Origin of the sequence: Bacillus methanolicus MGA3 (assembly GCF_000724485.1) — a bacterium.
In the GTDB taxonomy this organism is placed as follows: Bacteria; Bacillota; Bacilli; order Bacillales; family Cytobacillaceae; genus Bacillus_Z; species Bacillus_Z methanolicus_A.
On record NZ_CP007739.1, the window covers coordinates 2,689,986 to 2,708,596 of the forward strand.

The 18,611-nt window shown below is 39.0% G+C and carries 19 protein-coding genes, 1 pseudogene and 1 other annotated feature; of the genes and pseudogenes, 7 read left to right on the top strand and 13 right to left on the bottom strand.

The window, feature by feature from the left end; translation table 11 throughout:
* Positions 1-40: 40 nt before the first annotated feature.
* The 3 genes and pseudogenes from BMMGA3_RS18470 to BMMGA3_RS12995 all read right to left on the bottom strand — a co-directional run bounded on the left by BMMGA3_RS18470 (position 41) and on the right by BMMGA3_RS12995 (position 2,199).
* Positions 41-1,204: pseudogene (locus BMMGA3_RS18470) on the bottom strand (ABC transporter permease).
* The gene (locus tag BMMGA3_RS12990; RefSeq protein ID WP_003347320.1) at positions 1,201-1,911 is read right to left on the bottom strand and encodes an ABC transporter ATP-binding protein; all 711 of its coding nucleotides are present in this window, start codon (positions 1,909-1,911) and stop codon (positions 1,201-1,203) included. The pseudogene BMMGA3_RS18470 and the gene BMMGA3_RS12990 overlap by 4 nt, the downstream one beginning before the upstream one ends.
* A gap of 87 nt (positions 1,912-1,998) precedes the next feature.
* Positions 1,999-2,199 carry a M48 family metalloprotease gene (locus BMMGA3_RS12995; RefSeq protein WP_003347317.1) on the bottom strand — a complete coding sequence of 67 codons (201 nt, stop codon included), beginning with the start codon at positions 2,197-2,199 and terminating at the stop codon, positions 1,999-2,001.
* Between the two features lie 336 nt (positions 2,200-2,535).
* Here BMMGA3_RS12995 and BMMGA3_RS13000 point away from each other — a divergent pair, with 336 nt between their 5' ends.
* Positions 2,536-2,757: a DeoR family transcriptional regulator gene (locus BMMGA3_RS13000; protein ID WP_003347316.1), complete on the top strand. Its 222-nt coding sequence runs from the start codon at positions 2,536-2,538 to the stop codon at positions 2,755-2,757.
* 163 nt (positions 2,758-2,920) lie between these two features.
* Here BMMGA3_RS13000 and BMMGA3_RS13005 read toward each other — a convergent pair whose 3' ends face one another.
* Positions 2,921-3,640 (bottom strand): pseudouridine synthase, encoded by a 720-nt coding sequence (locus tag BMMGA3_RS13005; RefSeq protein ID WP_034669183.1) that lies wholly within the window; start codon positions 3,638-3,640, stop codon positions 2,921-2,923.
* Positions 3,641-3,828: 188 nt separating this feature from the next.
* Between BMMGA3_RS13005 and BMMGA3_RS13010 the strand changes: the two genes are divergently transcribed.
* The gene (locus tag BMMGA3_RS13010) at positions 3,829-4,026 is read left to right on the top strand and encodes an MbeD/MobD family mobilization/exclusion family protein (RefSeq protein ID WP_003347313.1); all 198 of its coding nucleotides are present in this window, start codon (positions 3,829-3,831) and stop codon (positions 4,024-4,026) included.
* Between the two features lie 21 nt (positions 4,027-4,047).
* Here BMMGA3_RS13010 and BMMGA3_RS13015 read toward each other — a convergent pair whose 3' ends face one another.
* Positions 4,048-5,706 (bottom strand): putative polysaccharide biosynthesis protein, encoded by a 1,659-nt coding sequence (locus BMMGA3_RS13015; RefSeq protein WP_003347311.1) that lies wholly within the window; start codon positions 5,704-5,706, stop codon positions 4,048-4,050.
* A 259-nt stretch (positions 5,707-5,965) separates the two neighbouring features.
* Here BMMGA3_RS13015 and BMMGA3_RS13020 point away from each other — a divergent pair, with 259 nt between their 5' ends.
* Positions 5,966-7,243 carry a BaiN/RdsA family NAD(P)/FAD-dependent oxidoreductase gene (locus BMMGA3_RS13020; RefSeq protein ID WP_038502274.1) on the top strand — a complete coding sequence of 426 codons (1,278 nt, stop codon included), beginning with the start codon at positions 5,966-5,968 and terminating at the stop codon, positions 7,241-7,243.
* Between the two features lie 155 nt (positions 7,244-7,398).
* On the opposite strand, the gene BMMGA3_RS13025 is transcribed toward BMMGA3_RS13020, so the two are convergent.
* Complete coding sequence (locus BMMGA3_RS13025; protein ID WP_003347309.1) at positions 7,399-7,581, bottom strand: sporulation protein Cse60; 183 nt, start codon at positions 7,579-7,581, stop codon at positions 7,399-7,401.
* Between the two features lie 202 nt (positions 7,582-7,783).
* On the opposite strand from BMMGA3_RS13025, the gene BMMGA3_RS13030 reads away from it, so the two are divergent.
* On the top strand, positions 7,784-8,125 hold the full coding sequence (locus BMMGA3_RS13030; protein ID WP_003347307.1) for a DUF485 domain-containing protein: 342 nt from the start codon (positions 7,784-7,786) through the stop codon (positions 8,123-8,125).
* 23 nt (positions 8,126-8,148) lie between these two features.
* Complete coding sequence (locus BMMGA3_RS13035) at positions 8,149-9,684, top strand: solute symporter family protein (protein ID WP_003347305.1); 1,536 nt, start codon at positions 8,149-8,151, stop codon at positions 9,682-9,684.
* 91 nt (positions 9,685-9,775) lie between these two features.
* Here the strand turns inward: BMMGA3_RS13035 and BMMGA3_RS13040 are convergent, their stop codons facing one another.
* From BMMGA3_RS13040 to BMMGA3_RS13070, 7 genes are all read right to left on the bottom strand, one after another.
* Entirely contained in the window at positions 9,776-10,927 is a 1,152-nt protein-coding gene (locus BMMGA3_RS13040) for a polysaccharide deacetylase family protein (RefSeq protein WP_003347303.1), read from the bottom strand.
* A 235-nt stretch (positions 10,928-11,162) separates the two neighbouring features.
* Positions 11,163-11,477 carry a rhodanese-like domain-containing protein gene (locus tag BMMGA3_RS13045; protein ID WP_003347301.1) on the bottom strand — a complete coding sequence of 105 codons (315 nt, stop codon included), beginning with the start codon at positions 11,475-11,477 and terminating at the stop codon, positions 11,163-11,165.
* Positions 11,478-11,493: 16 nt separating this feature from the next.
* Positions 11,494-12,036: a DUF3267 domain-containing protein gene (locus BMMGA3_RS13050; RefSeq protein ID WP_003347300.1), complete on the bottom strand. Its 543-nt coding sequence runs from the start codon at positions 12,034-12,036 to the stop codon at positions 11,494-11,496.
* Positions 12,037-12,138: 102 nt separating this feature from the next.
* Positions 12,139-14,556 carry a leucine--tRNA ligase gene (gene leuS, locus BMMGA3_RS13055; protein ID WP_003347298.1) on the bottom strand — a complete coding sequence of 806 codons (2,418 nt, stop codon included), beginning with the start codon at positions 14,554-14,556 and terminating at the stop codon, positions 12,139-12,141.
* Positions 14,557-14,694: 138 nt separating this feature from the next.
* Positions 14,695-14,922: a binding site (T-box leader), on the bottom strand.
* 144 nt (positions 14,923-15,066) lie between these two features.
* The gene (locus tag BMMGA3_RS13060) at positions 15,067-16,254 is read right to left on the bottom strand and encodes an MDR family MFS transporter (protein ID WP_003347296.1); all 1,188 of its coding nucleotides are present in this window, start codon (positions 16,252-16,254) and stop codon (positions 15,067-15,069) included.
* Positions 16,255-16,401: 147 nt separating this feature from the next.
* Complete coding sequence (locus BMMGA3_RS13065; protein WP_003347294.1) at positions 16,402-16,581, bottom strand: hypothetical protein; 180 nt, start codon at positions 16,579-16,581, stop codon at positions 16,402-16,404.
* On the bottom strand, positions 16,556-16,855 hold the full coding sequence (locus tag BMMGA3_RS13070) for a YtzC family protein (RefSeq protein ID WP_003347292.1): 300 nt from the start codon (positions 16,853-16,855) through the stop codon (positions 16,556-16,558). The genes BMMGA3_RS13065 and BMMGA3_RS13070 overlap by 26 nt, the downstream gene beginning before the upstream one ends.
* 195 nt (positions 16,856-17,050) lie before the next feature.
* Between BMMGA3_RS13070 and BMMGA3_RS13075 the strand changes: the two genes are divergently transcribed.
* On the top strand, positions 17,051-18,013 hold the full coding sequence (locus tag BMMGA3_RS13075; RefSeq protein WP_003347288.1) for a tRNA modification radical SAM protein MnmL/YtqA: 963 nt from the start codon (positions 17,051-17,053) through the stop codon (positions 18,011-18,013).
* Between the two features lie 3 nt (positions 18,014-18,016).
* Positions 18,017-18,589: a tRNA 5-(aminomethyl)-2-thiouridylate-methyltransferase MnmM gene (locus BMMGA3_RS13080; protein ID WP_003347287.1), complete on the top strand. Its 573-nt coding sequence runs from the start codon at positions 18,017-18,019 to the stop codon at positions 18,587-18,589.
* Positions 18,590-18,611 lie beyond the last annotated feature (22 nt).

The window sequence follows — 18,611 nt, forward strand, 5'->3', positions numbered from 1 at the left end:
AGATATTTTTCCCTGCAAGGGCACAAATATCCATTCAAACTTATAAATTTCTTGTGAGAAGGTAGCCTATTAAGATGAAAAAGCCTGTCATTGCAATAGCAATCACAAACATACAAAGAGCCACTTTTCTCCCCGCTATAAAAAACTCTTCCATGTCTCTGTATTTTTTTGTTAATGGATGGGACACAATGATTTTTTCCCAAACGACGGAAAGCCATATATGCATCATGAACATAAATCCAATCAACACCAATCCCTTTATCCATAACGGAGGAATAACAAGGATCCCTGCTGCTGTAACAGATATCATTTGAAAATAAGTAGCCGAATAACGATTGTTTCTCAGAAAAACTTTTATAAATAGCTCAATGAATGCTTTTTCAGCTGTACGATTTTGAAAAATTCTAGCTGATTTTCGAAATAGAAAAGGTTTGCTTCGAACTGGCCGCGAAATTTTTTCAATATCCGGTGACAATTCGAATATTAGCTGAATATATTTCATTTTTTCATCCTCTTCTATTTCCAGTTCATGTTCAAACCTAGAAGTCCTATGTAAAGGCCGGTAATATAACATGAGAGAACCAATGAGAAAGGAACTAGCAGCAAATAGAATTGGAACAAATTGGCTTTCTAACCAAAACGAAATCAAAAACTGGGTGCACCAGTTGAGCAGAATAAAAATCAATAATCCAAAAAGATATCTCAGCCGCTTCCGTTCTGTGTATCGCAGTTTAAATTTTAATGCCATAATAAACCATTTTTAAATTACAAAAAAGATAAAATAAACAATAATTTGTGTCGCAGTAAAAGCAGAATACTCAACGAAATACGGCAGCAAAATGAAAATAACAATTCCGACGGCCACACCCTGAAAGATTAGAGAATAAACGTATCCCCATTTTTTCATTCTGAGAAATAGCTTCTGATGCTTTATTAAAAAGACCTTATCTGCCTCTTGAACAAACGTGCGGTAATTTCCTGCCCAGCATAAAAGATAACTGAGAAAAAAAGCAATATTTAATGGCATCTTTTCCATCCAGCCAGGCAGTTCCACCCACCACGAACGGTAAATAAATATGAAGATAACAAATGATGGAATGATCAGATAGAGAAGGATTGTCCAATCAGCAATAGAACGTATGACGCCATATTGGAACTTCCATTCTTTTATCAACCGGGAGAAAAATAGATGATGCCCTCTCATTTGTATGACCCTTCCGCAATCAAATGAAAGCAGTCAAATAGTGATCCGTGCGGAAGCCCGCACTGTTTGCGAATATCCGTGAGATTGCCTTGTGCTGTGAGCCGTCCATTATTCACTTGCAAAAACCGGTCACATATTTTCTCGGCAGTATCCAAGACGTGGGTGGACATTAAAATTCCTGCACCGCGCTCCCTTTCTCTTTCGAGGAATGTCAAAAATAATTTCATAGCGTGTGGATCCAGCCCGATAAACGGTTCGTCAATGATATAGATTGATGGGTTTGCAATAAGAGCAAGGATCAGCATTGCTTTTTGCTGCATTCCTTTTGAAAACGTTACAGGCAATTTATGTGCATGATCAGACAGTTTAAAAAGCTCTAATAGCTCTGTTGCCCGTGCTTTAAATTTATTATCATCCAATTTTTCAACTGCTGAAACAAAATCAAGATGCTCCCAAAGAGTAAGTTCGTCATAAAAAATCGGCCTTTCCGGAACATAAGAATACTTTATTCCTTCCCGGAATTCGACCTTTCCTTCCACATATTCCATTAGTCCGAGAATCGTTTTAATCGATGTGCTTTTTCCTGCTCCATTCGGGCCTATCAGTCCGACTAACTCTCCTGAATCAATTGAAAAGCTGATATCACAAATAACAGGTTTATTTTCATCATACCCAGCTTTTTTTATATCAACATGCAATAGACTCATTTTCACCCCTCCACTTATATACGGATAAAAGTGGAAAAGGTTTACTTTTTTTAATGGAAGGAGTCAGACCCTTATGAGTCAGCCTCTCTAAAATTCTTTTTTCATTTTAATAACTCCAAATTCGTGTGCCAGAACAAATAAGACTTCTTTTTCCGCATCTCTTTTGATCAGTTCTAAGATGCCTGAATATAGAACAACTACATTGCGCCGAAAAAAACGCGTTGCGAAAGCATTTAAAATTCCTTCAGACTCGACAATGTATATGTCTGGTATATTTGTCAGGCCCATATATATACAATTTTAACATTCTAGAAAACTGGAAAATTGCTACAGCATCAATCATCATAATAGCCAGGCTTCTCCCATACGTTATAGTACGTACTTAAAAAAGGGGGGATCAATGGATATTAATATTTTGTAAATTTGTACTTAGCGGTAGAAATTATCTGAAAATATGGGTAAAATGTAAACTAAGTTAGGGACATCTTAGATTTACCGGACATGGTAAAGAAAAGGGGTTGTCTGAGGAAAAGAAAACTACATAGCTTGAAGACAAGTTTCTTCATGGGAAAGTCGGTTGCAGGAATATGCCAAAGGTTTGAAAAAAGGATAGGGAGTGGTTTTTTGAAACCTTCAACTAACCGAATGTTAAACCGTATCAAATCCGTCTACTTGTATATTTTGAACAATGGAACTGTAACGACTCAAGATCTTGTGGAAGAATTTGGTATAACTCCTCGTACCATCCAAAGAGATTTGAATGTCCTGGCTTATAATGACTTAGTGATAAGTCCCAGCCGCGGCAAATGGACAACAACACAGAAGAAGATAAAAATGACATCGTAAATAATTGCATTATGATAGAAAATTGAAGGAACTGGCCAAAAAGAATTCTTCGTTTTACCATCATGGCCAGTTCCTATTTTGTTTACTATTAATATTTTTTCAATAGCAGCACTTTCCGATGAATTTGGCTCATAAACAAATTAAAGGCAGCCAAAAAAGTTCTTTATTGAGATTGATATTCCTTTAATTTCTGCAGTTCTTCATCTGTCAGCTCACGGTATTCTCCTAATTCAAGAGTCTCATCCAGCTTTAAAGGGCCCATAGATATTCTCTTTAAATAAATGACTCTTTTCCCAACGGCCTGAAACATTCTTTTGACTTGATGAAACTTTCCTTCCGTAATCGTTAATTCAATATCTGAAGTTAAACCAGACTTTAATATTTTTAATTCCCCGGGTTTCGTTTTATACCCGTCATCAAGAGTGACACCGTTTTTAAATGCTTCTATATCCCGTTCCGTTACCTCCCCGTCAATCACAGCAAAATATGTTTTAGGAACATGCTTTTTCGGCGATAACAGTCGATGTGCAAGCTGTCCATCATTCGTTATTAATAAAAGCCCTTCCGTATCCTTATCAAGCCTTCCGACCGGAAAAGGATCGAAGACAAGATCTTCTATTTCTAACAGGTCAATAACCGTTTCATCTTGATGATCTTCTGTTGCCGACACAACACCAGGCGGCTTATTCATCATTAAATAGATAAACTCTTTATATTCAACGGTCTCACCATTTAATGTCACGACATCATTTTCGGGGTCAACCTGTTGTTTGGCATCTTTTACAATTTGGCCGTTTACTCTAACAGCCCCGTCCTTTAATATTTTTTTTACTTCTTTTCTGCTGCCAAATCCTAAATTTGCTAACATTTTATCGATTCTCATTCTCCACCTCGCAGAAAATAAATCGCCCATTTAACTCTCACCTCTTCAGGCGGAGTTAACAAACTTATATTAACAAGGAAACAACTGATAATTCACCTTATGTGGGCATCTGTCCGTTGCCTTTCATTGTATAATCCATAGACTGATACCGTAGTTTTCTAAAAAAATTAATTAGGAGTGTGTGCTGAATGGATTATTATTATCGACAGCAAGGAACTGGTTTCCCCCAACCGGGATTTCAAGGATGGCAGGATATCAACCGTCGCCTAGACAGGTTAGACCGCAGGGTCGACAGGCTTAGCCAGCAAGTTGACCAAATAAACCGCCGACTTGACCGGATCGAACGCCGACTAGGAATCAGGGAAGAAGAATACTATCATTACTAGAATATAAGAAGAAGGTCTCGCCTAAAAGCGGGACCCTTCTTCTTTTTTAATTGGAAGACGAAGTTTTCTCTTTAAATTATCAATTCTGCTGCCAAACAATACATAAACGAGTTTTGTTCTGTGGCCTAAATAAAAGAATACTGCTGCCCCAATTGCTGCACAAATGATTACAATTAGAAGAGACTGAAATCTTGTTTCCGGAGACAAAATCAAAACCAAGAAAAGATAGACAAGTTTTGTTGAAATATACATAATGGCCGTAAAAATAACGATAAGCATGCTGCGTCTGGCCACAAGCCGAAACGGGTAACGAGCAAAATATCTAATAACAAACATGTTAATGATAATAGCCCCGGTATAGCCAAGTGCCGTTGCTAATACAGCTCCCTGCGTCTCCATTAATTTTATAAGCGGAATGTTTAAACTTAATTTTATCAATAAGCCAACAAGCAAACTTAATACTGTGAAGCGCTGCTCATTAATTCCTTGCAAAATCGCTGCAGTAACTTGATAAAGAGCAAATAAAAGCGCAACCGGAGCATACGATTTTAACACCTCTGTTCCAAGAACCGCATGTCCGTAAAAAAGAGTGTAGACCGGCTCTGCCAAGAGCGAAAGGCCGATAACGGCAGGCAACGTTAAAAAGAGAAGCACTTGAAGTGTTTGATCAAGCTGGCGGTTCAGGCTGCTCCAGTCTTCTTCCACAAACGCTTTCGTAATGCTTGGAACTAATGTTAAAGAAAAACCAGTAGCCAGAGAAACCGGGATAATCACCAGCTTGTGCGATTGGAAATTAAGAACAGAAAATGCCGACACTGCATGATTCTTATCTATTCCAAGTGACAGCATTGCCCTAGTGAATGTCAGCTGATCGATAAATTGGAACAAAGGATTGGCGATACCGACAAGAACAAACGGAGCAGCATACGTTAATATTTCTTTATACATTTCTCCTAAAGAAATAGACATCGTACCCTTATCCTGTTCAAGCAACTTGTCCAAATGAGGTTTTCGTTTAAACCAGTACCAAGCTAAAACAGCCAAACTTCCGATTGCTCCGATAAAAGCTGCAAATGTTGCCACACTGACAGCCGTTACTAAGCTTCCATTTAAAACATTTAAAACAATATAAGCTCCAACCAATAGGAAAACAATTCGAACAATCTGTTCAACAACCTGTGAGACAGCGGATGGGCCCATTGATTGATGTCCTTGGAAAAATCCGCGGATCAAACTCATAAATGGAACAACGATTAATGCAAAACTTACGGCTCTTATAACTATAGTAACATCTGCTACACTTATGTTATCTGCACCTGAAGAACTTCCTTTATCACTCAACATAATCTCTGAAAGAAAGGGTGCGGAAAAATAAAGTATTAAAAATGATACAATTCCGCTAGCCAACATGACAATGAGTCCGGATTTAAAAAGCTTTCTCCCTACACCATACTCTCCAAGAGCATTATATTTTGATATAAACTTGGAAACAGCAAGCGGAACACCTGCTGTAGCAATGCTTATAAAAATCGTATAGGGTACATAAGAAAATTGATAAAGTGCAGTCCCATGTTCTTTTACAATCGCATAAAACGGAATAACATAAAAAAGGCCAAGAACTTTCGAAATGATCGTTCCCAGTGTCAATATGAAGGTACCTCTTAACAGCTTTGATGACATATAATTCCCTTCCTAAAGTGAAAAATGATTCCGACATTTTATTTTATCATAAAGTCGAATGAAAGCTGAAATTTAACCTAATTTTCATATTTCCTTCACAACACCATACAAGTAGTTTACCTTTCTTTTTTCCCGTTTGCTACCCGAAACATTCAAAAGTTCCCTCCCAGCAAGCAAAAAAATTTTCATTTTCAGGCTGTTTGGAAATGATTTATAATATGAAAGTCTTTATAAGCGAACAGAGAAAAGTGGTGAAACAATGAGTTTTGATGTGATCGTCATCGGTGGAGGCCCCTCCGGTTTAATGGCTGCGATTGCAGCCGGTGAGCAGGGTGCCAAAGTGCTGTTGATTGATAAAGGAGAAAAGCTGGGCAGAAAGCTGACAATTTCCGGAGGCGGCCGCTGTAATGTGACAAACCGTCTCCCTGTTGAAGAAATTATTAAGCATATACCTGGAAACGGGCGCTTTTTATACAGTGCATTTTCAATTTTCAACAATGAAGATATTATTTCTTTTTTCGAATCACTCGGTGTAAAGCTGAAAGAAGAAGACCACGGCAGAATGTTCCCGGTTAGTAATAAAGCGCAATCGGTAGTTGATGCTTTATTGAGAAAACTGTACGAATTGAAAGTTAAAATAAGAACAAATTCTCCGGTAAAAGACATCCACTTTGACAACGGAAAAACAGCAATTGTGGAATTAAAAAACGAGGAAATGATAAAAGCGCGTTCGATTGTCATTGCAGTCGGCGGCAAATCGGTGCCTCAAACAGGTTCAACCGGTGACGGTTATGCCTGGGCCGAAAAAGCAGGACATACTATTACAAAACTATTCCCCACTGAAGTACCTGTCACATCATCAGAGCCTTTTATTCAGAAAAAAACGCTTCAAGGCCTTTCGTTGCGGGATATTTCATTAAGCGTTCTAAATCCAAAAGGAAAACCTCTAATCACCCATCGCATGGATATGATCTTTACACATTTTGGAATCAGTGGACCGGCAGTTCTCCGGTGCAGCCAATTCGTCGTAAAAGCGATGGACAAATGGAATCTGCAGGAAGTTACAATGAGCCTTGATGCCCTCCCTGATATGAAGGAAGAAGAGCTTTTTCAGGAGATTGTAAAGCTAATAAAAGCGGAGCCAAAAAAAACGATAAAAAACACACTTAAAGGGCTGCTGCCGGAAAGGTTTCTTCTGTTTTTATTAGAAGAAAACAGTATTGATCCGGGATTACAGTGTGCTGCTGTCTCCCGTGAAAAACTTCGAATCTTTGCACAAAGCTGCAAACAGTTTAAATTTAAAGTAAATGGGACTCTCCCTATTGAAAAAGCGTTCGTTACCGGCGGCGGAGTTTCCGTAAAAGAAATCGAACCGCAAACGATGGCTTCAAAAAAAATGCCCGGTCTTTATTTTTGTGGGGAAATCCTTGATATTCACGGATACACTGGCGGTTATAATATCACAGCTGCACTTGTTACCGGCAGACTTGCCGGTCTCAATGCTGCCATCCATGCTGTTAATGGGAACCGGCCTTAAAACTTGGCCGGTTTTTTCAATCGGTTTTTAAAACCTAATGAGAATTGAGTAAAACCTTTCAGTGTCTTTAATCCTGTCCAAGGTTTCCAATAGTGCAGGTGATTTCTTTCACCAAAATTTAAGTGATTTTTCCTAGGTTATCGATGATAACCTCATCAAGTCCGATAAATCACCATCGCAGAAAAACAGTAAATTTGTTCCTCTTCATCTTCTCTAATAACGGCAACATTGTATTTAATGTCTACAATTCTATGCTCATCCAATTGTTCCAGAAAGTAGTTCATTTCAACTTCCAAATCGGCTTCGTGTTCCTCATCAAACAGCTTAACTTGAATCAACAGACTCTCCCTTTCAAAACTAAATTATCTGTTATTTTATCCAATATTTAGAATTTTTATAATCAAATTAATGAATCCATCGGATTATTATTTTAAAATTCTAAAAATCAGAATTTACAATTTTTTCAGAAATTATTATAATAAAAGTTATATCAATTAATTCTTTAGAATAAAGGAATTTATTTTAAAAGGGGGAACTTTAATGGCTGTTAAGATAAGTGCTTTAAACCAATCTAAGCAAACTCAAAATGCTTCATCATTGAACTACTCTGAAATGGCTCAATCTACTTCCTTTAAACACCTTCTAAGAAAAAAACGAAATTTTATTCTACCATTTTCTTTATTCTTCCTGGCCTTTTATTTTACTCTTCCAATTTTAACCGCTTACTCTGACATCTTAAACACTCCGGCACTTGGCCCGATTAGTTGGGCTTGGGTATTTGCTTTTGCACAATTTATTATGACTTGGACCCTTTGCATAATTTACACAAAGAAGTCTACTGAATTTGACAAAATCGTTGAAGAAATTATTGAAGAAAATTAAAAATAAAAGGGGAAATTAGATTAATGAATGTACTAGCATTTTGGCTGTTCTTGATTATCGTCGGATTAACACTTGTTATTACGTATTATGCTGCTAAAAAAACGAAAACAACGAGTGATTTTTATACAGCTGACAGCAGGTTGACCGGGTGGCAAAACGGTCTTGCCATCGCCGGAGATTATATGTCAGCTGCCTCTTTCCTCGGAATTGCCGGGATGATTGCTCTTACAGGCTTCGATGGATTTTTTTACAGTATCGGTTTTCTAGTTGCCTACCTTGTTGTCCTGTATTTCGTTGCAGAACCGCTGCGTAATCTTGGCAAATATACGTTGGCTGATATGATCACAGCCCGTTTCGATAATAAAAAAGTTCGCGGAGTTGCTGCCTTGAATACAATGGCGATTTCCACCTTTTATATGATTGCCCAGCTAGTCGGAGCTGGTGGACTGATCAAGCTTTTGCTTGGAATTGATTATACTTATTCTGTTCTTATTGTTGGAATTTTGATGACTATTTACGTCGTGTTTGGCGGAATGACAGCTACAAGCTGGGTGCAAATTATTAAAGCCGTATTATTGATGATTGGTACTTTTATTATTTCCTTGATCGTTTTTTCCAAATTTGATTTTAATGTAATGAAAATGTTTACAGAAATGAAATCTGCAACTCCTTTGGGAGAATCGTTCCTTAACCCTGGCAATAAGTTTAAAAACCCCCTCGATATGATATCGCTCAACCTTGCGCTTGTTTTGGGAACTGCTGGACTGCCGCACATTCTGATCCGTTTCTTTACGGTAAAGGATGCGATTACTGCACGAAAGTCAGTTGTTTACGCTACCTGGATCATTGGAATTTTTTATGTGATGACGATTTTCCTAGGATTCGGAGCAGCAGCATTCGTAGGATTTGATAAAATTACCGCTGCCGATGCTGGTGGAAACATGGCAGCACCGCTATTAGCCAAAGCTATAGGAGGAGATTTCTTATTTGCCTTCATTTCCGCAGTAGCTTTTGCCACTATCCTAGCGGTTGTTGCAGGTCTTGTTCTTTCTGCTGCATCAGCATTTGCCCATGATTTTTACAGCAATATTATCCGCCGCGGCCAGGCAACGGAAAAAGAACAGGTTGTTGCGGCTCGCTGGGCATCAATCGGGGTGGCTGTCCTATCCATTTTACTAGCCCTTTTTGCTCAAAAATTGAATGTTGCCTTCCTTGTCGCATTGGCGTTTGCCGTTGCAGCCAGCGCGAACCTGCCCGTTATTTTGTTTACAATCTTTTGGAGAAGGTTTAACACAGCAGGAGCGGTTACAGGGATGATGTTCGGTTTAATCAGTTCACTCGTTTTTGTAGCAATCGGTCCAAACGTATGGTCCCCTGAGGTTGGGAAAGCGATTCTTGTGGGCAAGCCTCTTTTCAACCTGGCAAATCCAGGAATTATCTCGATTCCGGTCGGATTTATCGGAGCGATCATGGGTACCCTGCTTTCCTCGAAAAAAGAAGATGCGAAAAAATTTGATGAAATTTTGGTGAAAGCAAATACCGGCGTTCATATTCAGTAAAGACAAAGGATGGAGATTGGAAAAACCTCCATCCTTTTCCTTTTTTGTTGGAGTGGTGCTATTCAAAAAAGATATTTACCTTTATCCAGAACTATTGTTTACGTTCAGGATCCATCACTTCATCACTATTAAAAAAACGTGCCATAATATCTTTCTGCTGCCGCAACCCTATTCCATCAATATGCACCCGATCCATCATTGCATATTGGCTTGAAAACGATAAATAAGGATTTGGCCCTACTGAACAAAAGATACTAAACCCATAATCTCTTAATGCTTGAAATTTAGGATCTCCCGGCAAAACACTGCTACCAAATGGATAGATGTAGATATTTGTTTTCCCGATCAATGATTCAACTTCTTTTTTCCATCTCTCCGTATCAGAACGCAAGGTACTCAGGCTTATTTTTCTTGTATTCAAGTGGCCGTAACCATGAGATGCAAATTCCCAGCCATCTTTCTTTAGTTTATCAACCACTCTTTTCGCTTCCTCTTTTTCATGAGCATAATTTTTGTTCGTTAATTCATGGGTACGGTATCCCAGTATTCCCTCATAACCTGTTAATGCAATAATACCCTTTGCCCCGTTAAATGAAAAATCAGGATGCTCATTCACAAAAGAATTCAGTATCGGAACGATTTCATTGTCTCGAGAGATGATTTCAGCCCCAGTTTTATCGTTTGAATAGGTAGCAAGTTCCCCGTCTTCATCTATTATTAATTTATACGCATTACCGTTCTCTTTCATATATTGATAGTAATTTAGATCATCAACAGAAAGGATTAACGGTTTTTTGTTTTTGGGCAGTTTCAGTTCTTTCTTCGTTAACGTTACTTTTCCATTAATCTTCTGCTCTTGAAAGAGATCAGACATTTTAATTAGCACAAAATTTTTGCGGTACAATGAATCTATCATTTTTTTAAATTCTTTAACGGTCACAAAATAATCATCATAACCTTTTGACATCGCATCCCCATCAAAAGCTAATTTGGGATTAATAATAAGCGGATGAAAAAAGATATGCTCGATTGGTCCGTTGTAAACGACAAGCTCTTCCTTTGGATTTGCTTGCGGTGGAACCGGTACAGACTTAGGGTGTTCCTTATTATGCTCCGGCTTAGTCACATTGTCAGCATGATCCTCTACTTTGTTGTGGGTAGATACTTCATGATGGCTTGAACTGGAGCAGCTGGACAGAGGGATACATAACACTAAAATCAATATCATAAAGCTGTTCTTCATACCCATCACCTCACATTTTTAGAAAACATTTTTTGCTGCAAAAAGGAATTTGACAAGAGTCTATTACTTATTTAACTTTACTCCCGTTCAATAAGCTTTATTCCATTAAATGGACCTTTTATGGAAATAAGGATAAAATTGAACAAATAAAAAAGTCATCTAAAGTAAAAATACTCTAGATGACTTCTTAGGAAAGAACTTTTTTATTTTAAAACACATCCGCTTTTCAGTGTATTTACTTAAATTCCAGTTCTCCTGTCCATTCAATCATGCCGCCTACCATATTCCGGACCTTGAATCCTTGATCTTGTAAATAATAGCAAACAATTTCGCTGCGATGGGCGGCACGGCAAATAATGATGTACTCTTTCTCTTTATCAAAATAATCCAGGTTTTCCGGAATATCGCCCATTCGAATATGCTTTGCACCTGGAATTATCCCTTGAGCTACTTCATAATCTTCCCTTACATCAACCATTTCTAATTTTTCTCCGGCTTCGAGTTTCTTTTTCAATTCCTCCGGAGTAATGATTTCTATTCTTTCGATCATTATCACCCTTTCTTACTTATTCATAAACAAAAAATTGAGGTTTCACTGGGTGATCCTTCACCAGTGCCTCATCCGGAAATTTTCGCAGTTTTATATAATAGGCAAAATCTCCCGCACAGCCGCCAATTAAAAACGCTCCAAGCACTGATAAAAACATGACATTAAAAATAATTCCCAATAGGAATGGAATAGCCCCTGTAATAAAAAAAGGCAGCATAAGAGCAATCCTCATTTCCTTTACTTTGATCACATTTTTACTTTGAGCATATGCAACGCCTTTTTTCCAATCAATACCCCAGACAATCTTATTCCAAGGAACTTTTCCGGCATACCGAAAACCTATTATATGCATAATCTCATGTACAATAATACCAATTAAAAAACAAACAATAAAGAACAGCAAACTGCCAAGTGTAATTTGAAAGTCTGATTTGTTATGAAGAAGTCCATGCATTATAGCTACAATGATGATCAAACCAATGGTTAAGGCAAATGAAGCGATTGTTACGGCCAAAACGGAAAAGGTCACGACAGTCTCACGCATATTTTTAATTTCCACTTTATCCCCCTGTTCATCTGTTTCCTTAAAAGACTATACGAAAAAAATTTCTGATTTGTTCCAAAAAAAATCCCCCGTATTTGAAACCGGGGGATGAATATCTTAATTTGCGACAATATTTACCAGTTTTCCTGGTACAGCAATTACTTTGCGAATGGTTTTTCCATCAATTTGTTCTTTTATTTTATCATCGTTCATCGCTATTTGTTCTAATGATTCTTTCGTTGCATCAGCAGGTACTAAAAGTTTTGCCCTTACTTTTCCATTTACTTGGACAACGATTTCAATTTCATCATCCACAAGCTTTGCTTCATCATATGCAGGCCAAGCTTCATAAGCAATCGTACCGCTGTGGCCAAGCTTTTCCCAAAGCTCTTCAGCAATATGCGGACATATTGGAGAAAGCAATTTCACAAAACCTTCCATATAAGCTTTCGGAAGAACGTCAGCTTTGTAAGCTTCGTTAATAAATACCATTAATTGAGAAATCGCAGTATTAAAGCGCAAGCCTTCAAAGTCTTCCGTCACTTTTTTAACTGTTTGATGGTAAACTTTTTCAAGAGAATTAACATTTTGTGTTTCTTGAATTTTTGGATTGAGCGACCCGTCTTCTTCTACGAACAAGCGCCATACACGGTCAAGGAAACGGCGGGCACCATCCAATCCGTTCGTTGACCAGGCTTTAGAAGCGTCAAGCGGACCCATAAACATTTCATATAAACGGAGTGTATCAGCCCCGTGGCTTTCTACAATATCGTCCGGGTTGACAACATTCCCTCTTGATTTGCTCATTTTTTCATTATTTTCACCAAGAATCATACCTTGGTTATACAGCTTTTGGAATGGCTCTTTTGTTGGAACAACTCCAATATCATATAAAAATTTATGCCAGAAGCGTGCATATAGAAGATGAAGGACAGCGTGTTCTGCACCGCCGATGTAAATGTCAACCGGTAGCCATTCTTTGAGCTTTTCAGGATCTGCTAACGCATTTTCGTTCCTTGGGTCAATATAACGTAAATAGTACCAGCAGCTTCCTGCCCATTGCGGCATTGTATTTGTTTCACGACGGCCTTTCTTTCCTGTCACTGGGTCAACAACATTTACCCATTCTTCGATGTTAGCGAGAGGCGATTCACCGGTGCCTGACGGTTTAATTTCTGTTGTTTTTGGAAGAGTTAGCGGCAGCTCTTCTTCCGGAACAGCCGTCATGGTGCCGTCTTCCCAATGAATGATAGGAATTGGCTCACCCCAATATCGCTGGCGGCTGAACAGCCAATCACGAAGGCGGTATGTTACCTTCTTTGTACCGATTCCTTTTTCCTCAAGCCAGCTAATCATTTTATTGATTGCTTCTTCCTTATTTAGACCGTTAAGGAATCCTGAGTTTATATGCTCTCCGTCTCCGGTATATGCTTCCTTCTCAATATTTCCGCCTGCAACTACTTCTTTAATTGGAAGACCAAATTTTTTCGCAAATTCATAATCCCGCTCATCGTGGGCAGGCACTGCCATAATCGCACCTGTTCCATAGCTGGCGAGTACATAATCCGCAATCCAGATCGGCATTTTCTCGCCGTTAGCCGGATTGATTGCGTAAGCACCAGTAAATACTCCTGTTTTTTCCTTTGATAAATCAGTTCGCTCAAGATCGCTTTTGCTTTTGATTTGATCAATATACTTTTCAACTGCATCACGTTGTGAATCAGTTGTAATTTCTTTTACTAATGAGTGCTCAGGAGCAAGCACAGCGTAAGTTGCCCCAAATAGGGTATCAGGGCGTGTTGTAAATACAGTAAATGTGCCATCATGGCCTTCTAGATGAAAAGTAATTTCTGCACCTTCAGAACGGCCGATCCAGTTGCGCTGCATTTCTTTAATGCTTTCCGGCCAATCTAATTCTTCTAAATCTTCTAGCAAGCGGTCAGCATAAGCAGTAATTTTCAGCATCCACTGTTTCATCGGACGGCGTTCAACCGGATGGCCGCCGCGCTCACTTTTCCCATCAATAACTTCCTCATTTGCCAAAACAGTTCCAAGAGCAGGGCACCAGTTAACAGGAACTTCATCAATATAAGCAAGCCCTTTTTCATAAAGTTTTAGAAAAATCCATTGTGTCCATTTATAATAGTCCGGATCAGTTGTATTTATTTCACGATCCCAATCATATGAAAATCCAAGCGATTTAATTTGGCGACGGAAATTTTCAATATTGTGTTTCGTGAATTCTGCCGGATCATTTCCCGTATCAAGGGCATACTGTTCAGCAGGCAATCCGAATGCATCCCATCCCATCGGGTGAAGGACATTGTATCCCTGCATCCGCTTCATGCGCGACAAAATATCTGTAGCGGTATATCCTTCTGGATGGCCTACATGAAGCCCGGCACCTGAAGGATATGGAAACATATCGAGGGCATAAAATTTCCTTTTTCCTTTATCTTCGCTTGTTTTAAATGTTTTATTTTCTTCCCAATATTTCTGCCATTTCTTTTCAATTTCCTGATGATTAAAGCTCATTGTCATTCCTCCTGTTTACAGAATTATAATATCACTTCATTACGGTGAAATCTTTAAAATTTGCTTTGTTAAGTAAGAGCACAACATTGTTTACCAACAATTTACAAGACCTATAAATATAAAAAACCTCTCATCCCAATAAGGGACGAGAGGATTATGTATAATTCTCCCGCGGTACCACCCACATTAGTGTGCATTACACACACTCACTTCATTATCCTTAACGCGGAAAACGGCAAGCATTACTTGATATTTCACACTTGCAACTCAAAGGCGAGTTCATGATGTGCCCGGAAGGCTTGCACCAACCGCCAACTCTCTTAAACGGGCGAGTCCACCATTACTACTCCTTTTCATAGTCTTTTCTATATCAACTATAGTGCTATTGTAATAAAATTCCCTTCAGGATGCAAGTTTGCCTGCCCTGAAGGGAATTTCAATAGTTATTATATTATTAATGTGTAGAAAAAGTATCAGGGACTCTTCAAAGACATTTATAGTGCTTGAAATTTAAGAAGCATGCACCGTAAGCCTTTTAGCTTCTTTCAATTTCCGGTCATAGATCATTGTTGTAATAATCGCTAAAATCAATAGGCCGATCATTACAGTAAAAAGCATAGACATGCCCAATGAATCCACTAAAATTCCGCCAAGCAGAGGCCCCAACATTCTTCCCCCCGTTGCCGTACTGTTCACGACTCCTTGGTAAAAGCCTTCCTTCCCTTTTGGCGCAAGCTGATCAGCTATCGTTGGAACTGCCGGCCAGACAAGCATTTCCCCGATTGTTAAAATGATCATCGCTGCCGAAAACATAATAAATTGCTCAGCACTTGAGGCGACCAAAAATGAAAGAATGAAAATCACCATTCCAACAATCATTTGTGACTTTAATGATGTAATAAAACGTTTCACAACTTGACTGATCACTGGCTGCCCGATGACAATCAAGGCTCCGTTAATTGTCCAAAGCAGACTGTACTGGTAAAGTGAAATATTTATTTCCTGAGTATAGGCAGCAATTGTTGACATCCATTGCACATATCCTACCCAGCAAAGCAAATACCCTGCACAAAGAGTGAGTAGGGCATACCATTTTGTTTTACTTTGAATTTGGCTGTTTTCCTGCAATATCGACGTTTGCTTCCCTGAAAGAGTCTTAATTCCACGGTAGCCAAATAAGGCGATGATCAGGAAAATAACAAACATCATGGCATTCGCGAAGAAGATTAGTTGAAATGAATAGGAAGCGACCATCCCACCAAGTGCGGAACCTATGGCTACCCCAATATTTTGGGCAACGTATATCGCATTAAAAGCCTTTCTGCCCCCTTCTTTCCAAACAGCCCCAGCCATCGCATACATGGAAGGGAAAACAATTCCTGAACCAATTCCAACTGTTGTTAAAAATACGGCATAAGGGATCCAACTATGCCAGATCGTTAACCCTATCAGGGATAAAACGTTGATCGAAACTCCTATAATAATCGATTTGTAGCCGCCAATCTTATCAAAAAGATTGCCTCCAAACAGATTTCCTGCCACACTTGCTGCAGAATTCAACATCAAGACTATTCCGGCTACTGACAAAGATTTACCTAAATGATCATGGATATAGATAGTGTTTAAAGGCCATAAAAAAGAAGAGCCTGTAACATTCACTGCCATTCCAATCACCAGAAGCCATAAGGCACGAGGCATGAAGAACGCTCCTTTGCTATTGTGTTTATATTTCGTGTTCCAAAATAATTTTATTTCTTTTTAAAAAACAGTTCAATTAATATTTTTTACCCGGGGAATGAAGTAAATACTTTTTACGAGTAAAGCCCGCCATAAAGGCGGGCTGTTTTATGAAGACTGTTCCGGTTCAGGATGAAATTTTGATTTGACGGGTTGACCTCCGCTTTTTTCATAATTTTGCTTCGATTGTTTTATCGGATCAAAGTCTTTTCCAAGTTCTAGGTCTTGATTGTTCAAGCCATTTCTCGTTTTCTGTTCGGGATTATTTTGTTTCGTACGTTTTTTCATGAAGCGGATGCTCCTCTCTTAGAAGAATCATATCGTTTTGCAGCTGTTGAAGCTGCAGCCTTTTTCGGTGAAGCTGTTCACGCTGCTGGGAATTTGCACTATGTGCAAGGTGTGTCAAATCGTTATAAGTTGTTTCCAATTGCTGCAATGCAGCTGTATAACCATCTTTGTCAAAATGCTGTTGTTTCTGGCCATCTTCGTAATGTTTTTGAGCTAATCGGATTGTATCCTCGCATTGCTGAAGAAATCCTTCAACGGATTCACGTGTAGCCATGATCGGTCCTCCTATAAATTATGCCATTATTGAAGCACTCGCTTCATCTCTTATTTTGTTCAGCTCCCCTTTTATTAAAACTGAACAACTTCGAGAATTACTGCCAATTCACTTGCAAGAATTTCATTTGGATAATTAATTTCTTCATGTTAAAATTTTTTTTATGTTAACTAAAGATAGCGAGAGGTGTCTGATTTGAGTCAGAATAACCCATTTCCATATGCGAATGACGATAAACGTTACCATACATGGAATTACCATTTACGCCAAGTTTTTGGCCATAAAGTTTTTAAAGTGGCTTTAGACGGAGGATTTGATTGCCCTAATCGCGACGGGACTGTAGCTTACGGAGGCTGCACATTCTGCAGTGCTGCCGGATCCGGTGATTTTGCGGGAAACCGTGCAGATGAACTGGAAACCCAGTTCTTGAAAATTAAGGAAAAAATGCATCGAAAATGGAAAGACGGCAAATATTTGGCTTACTTCCAGGCATTCACAAATACCCATGCACCTGTGGAAATTTTAAGGGAAAAATATGAAACCGTATTAAAGCAAGAAGGAGTCGTCGGACTTTCGATTGCAACAAGACCTGACTGCCTTCCGGATGATGTTGTCGACTACTTGGCTGAGCTTAACGAGCGGACATATTTATGGGTAGAGCTCGGTCTTCAAACAGTTCATGAGCGCACTGCTATTTTGATTAACCGGGCCCACGATTATCAATGTTATGTCGAGGGAGTCAATAAACTTCGAAAACACGGAATCCGTGTTTGCTCGCATATCATTAACGGTTTACCGCTTGAAACTCCGGAAATGATGATAGAAACAGCGCGCGAAGTAGCAAAGCTGGATGTTCAGGGAATCAAAATTCATTTGCTTCATCTGTTAAAAGGCACTCCGATGGTAAAACAATATGAAAAAGGGATGCTTGAATTTCTCTCTTTTGAAGACTATGTTAACTTAGTATGTGACCAGTTGGAGATTTTACCGCCTGAAATGATTATTCATCGAATTACGGGAGACGGACCGATTGATTTAATGATCGGACCAATGTGGAGCGTTAATAAATGGGAAGTTTTAAATGCAATTGATGATGAGCTGAAACGCCGGAACAGCTGGCAGGGCAAATATTACAAAAAAAGTTTGGTGGAGGCTTAAAGCATGAAACTAGAAAGAATTTTGCCCTTCGCAAGAACTTTGCTGCAAAAAGCAGTGAGCCCCGGAGATGTAGCAGTGGATGCCACATTAGGAAATGGATATGATACATTGTTTTTGGCAAATCTTGTTGGTCCTAACGGAAGAGTTTACGGTTTTGATATCCAAGAAGAAGCATTAGCCGCCAGTAAACATCGATTAGCAGAACACAATCTTCTTGACCGGGTCACTTTTTTTCATAAAGGACATGAACATATCTTGGAATCTATTCCTCCGGTTCATCACGGAAAAATAAGCGGTGCAGTCTTTAATCTCGGTTACCTGCCGGGCGGCGATAAATCGATTGTGACGAAACCGAAGACTACAATTTCTGCAATCGAACAATTACTGGAAATAATGGCTCCGGAAGGGATCATCGTTGTGGTGATTTATCACGGTCACCGGGAAGGAGCGGTGGAACGGGATTACTTGCTGCGCTATGTTGAACAGCTTGATCAAAACGAAGTGCATGTGCTGCAATACCGGTTTATGAATCAAAAAAACAACCCTCCTTTTATTATTGCCATTGAAAAAAGATAACGAACAGGCTGTCTCATAAGGG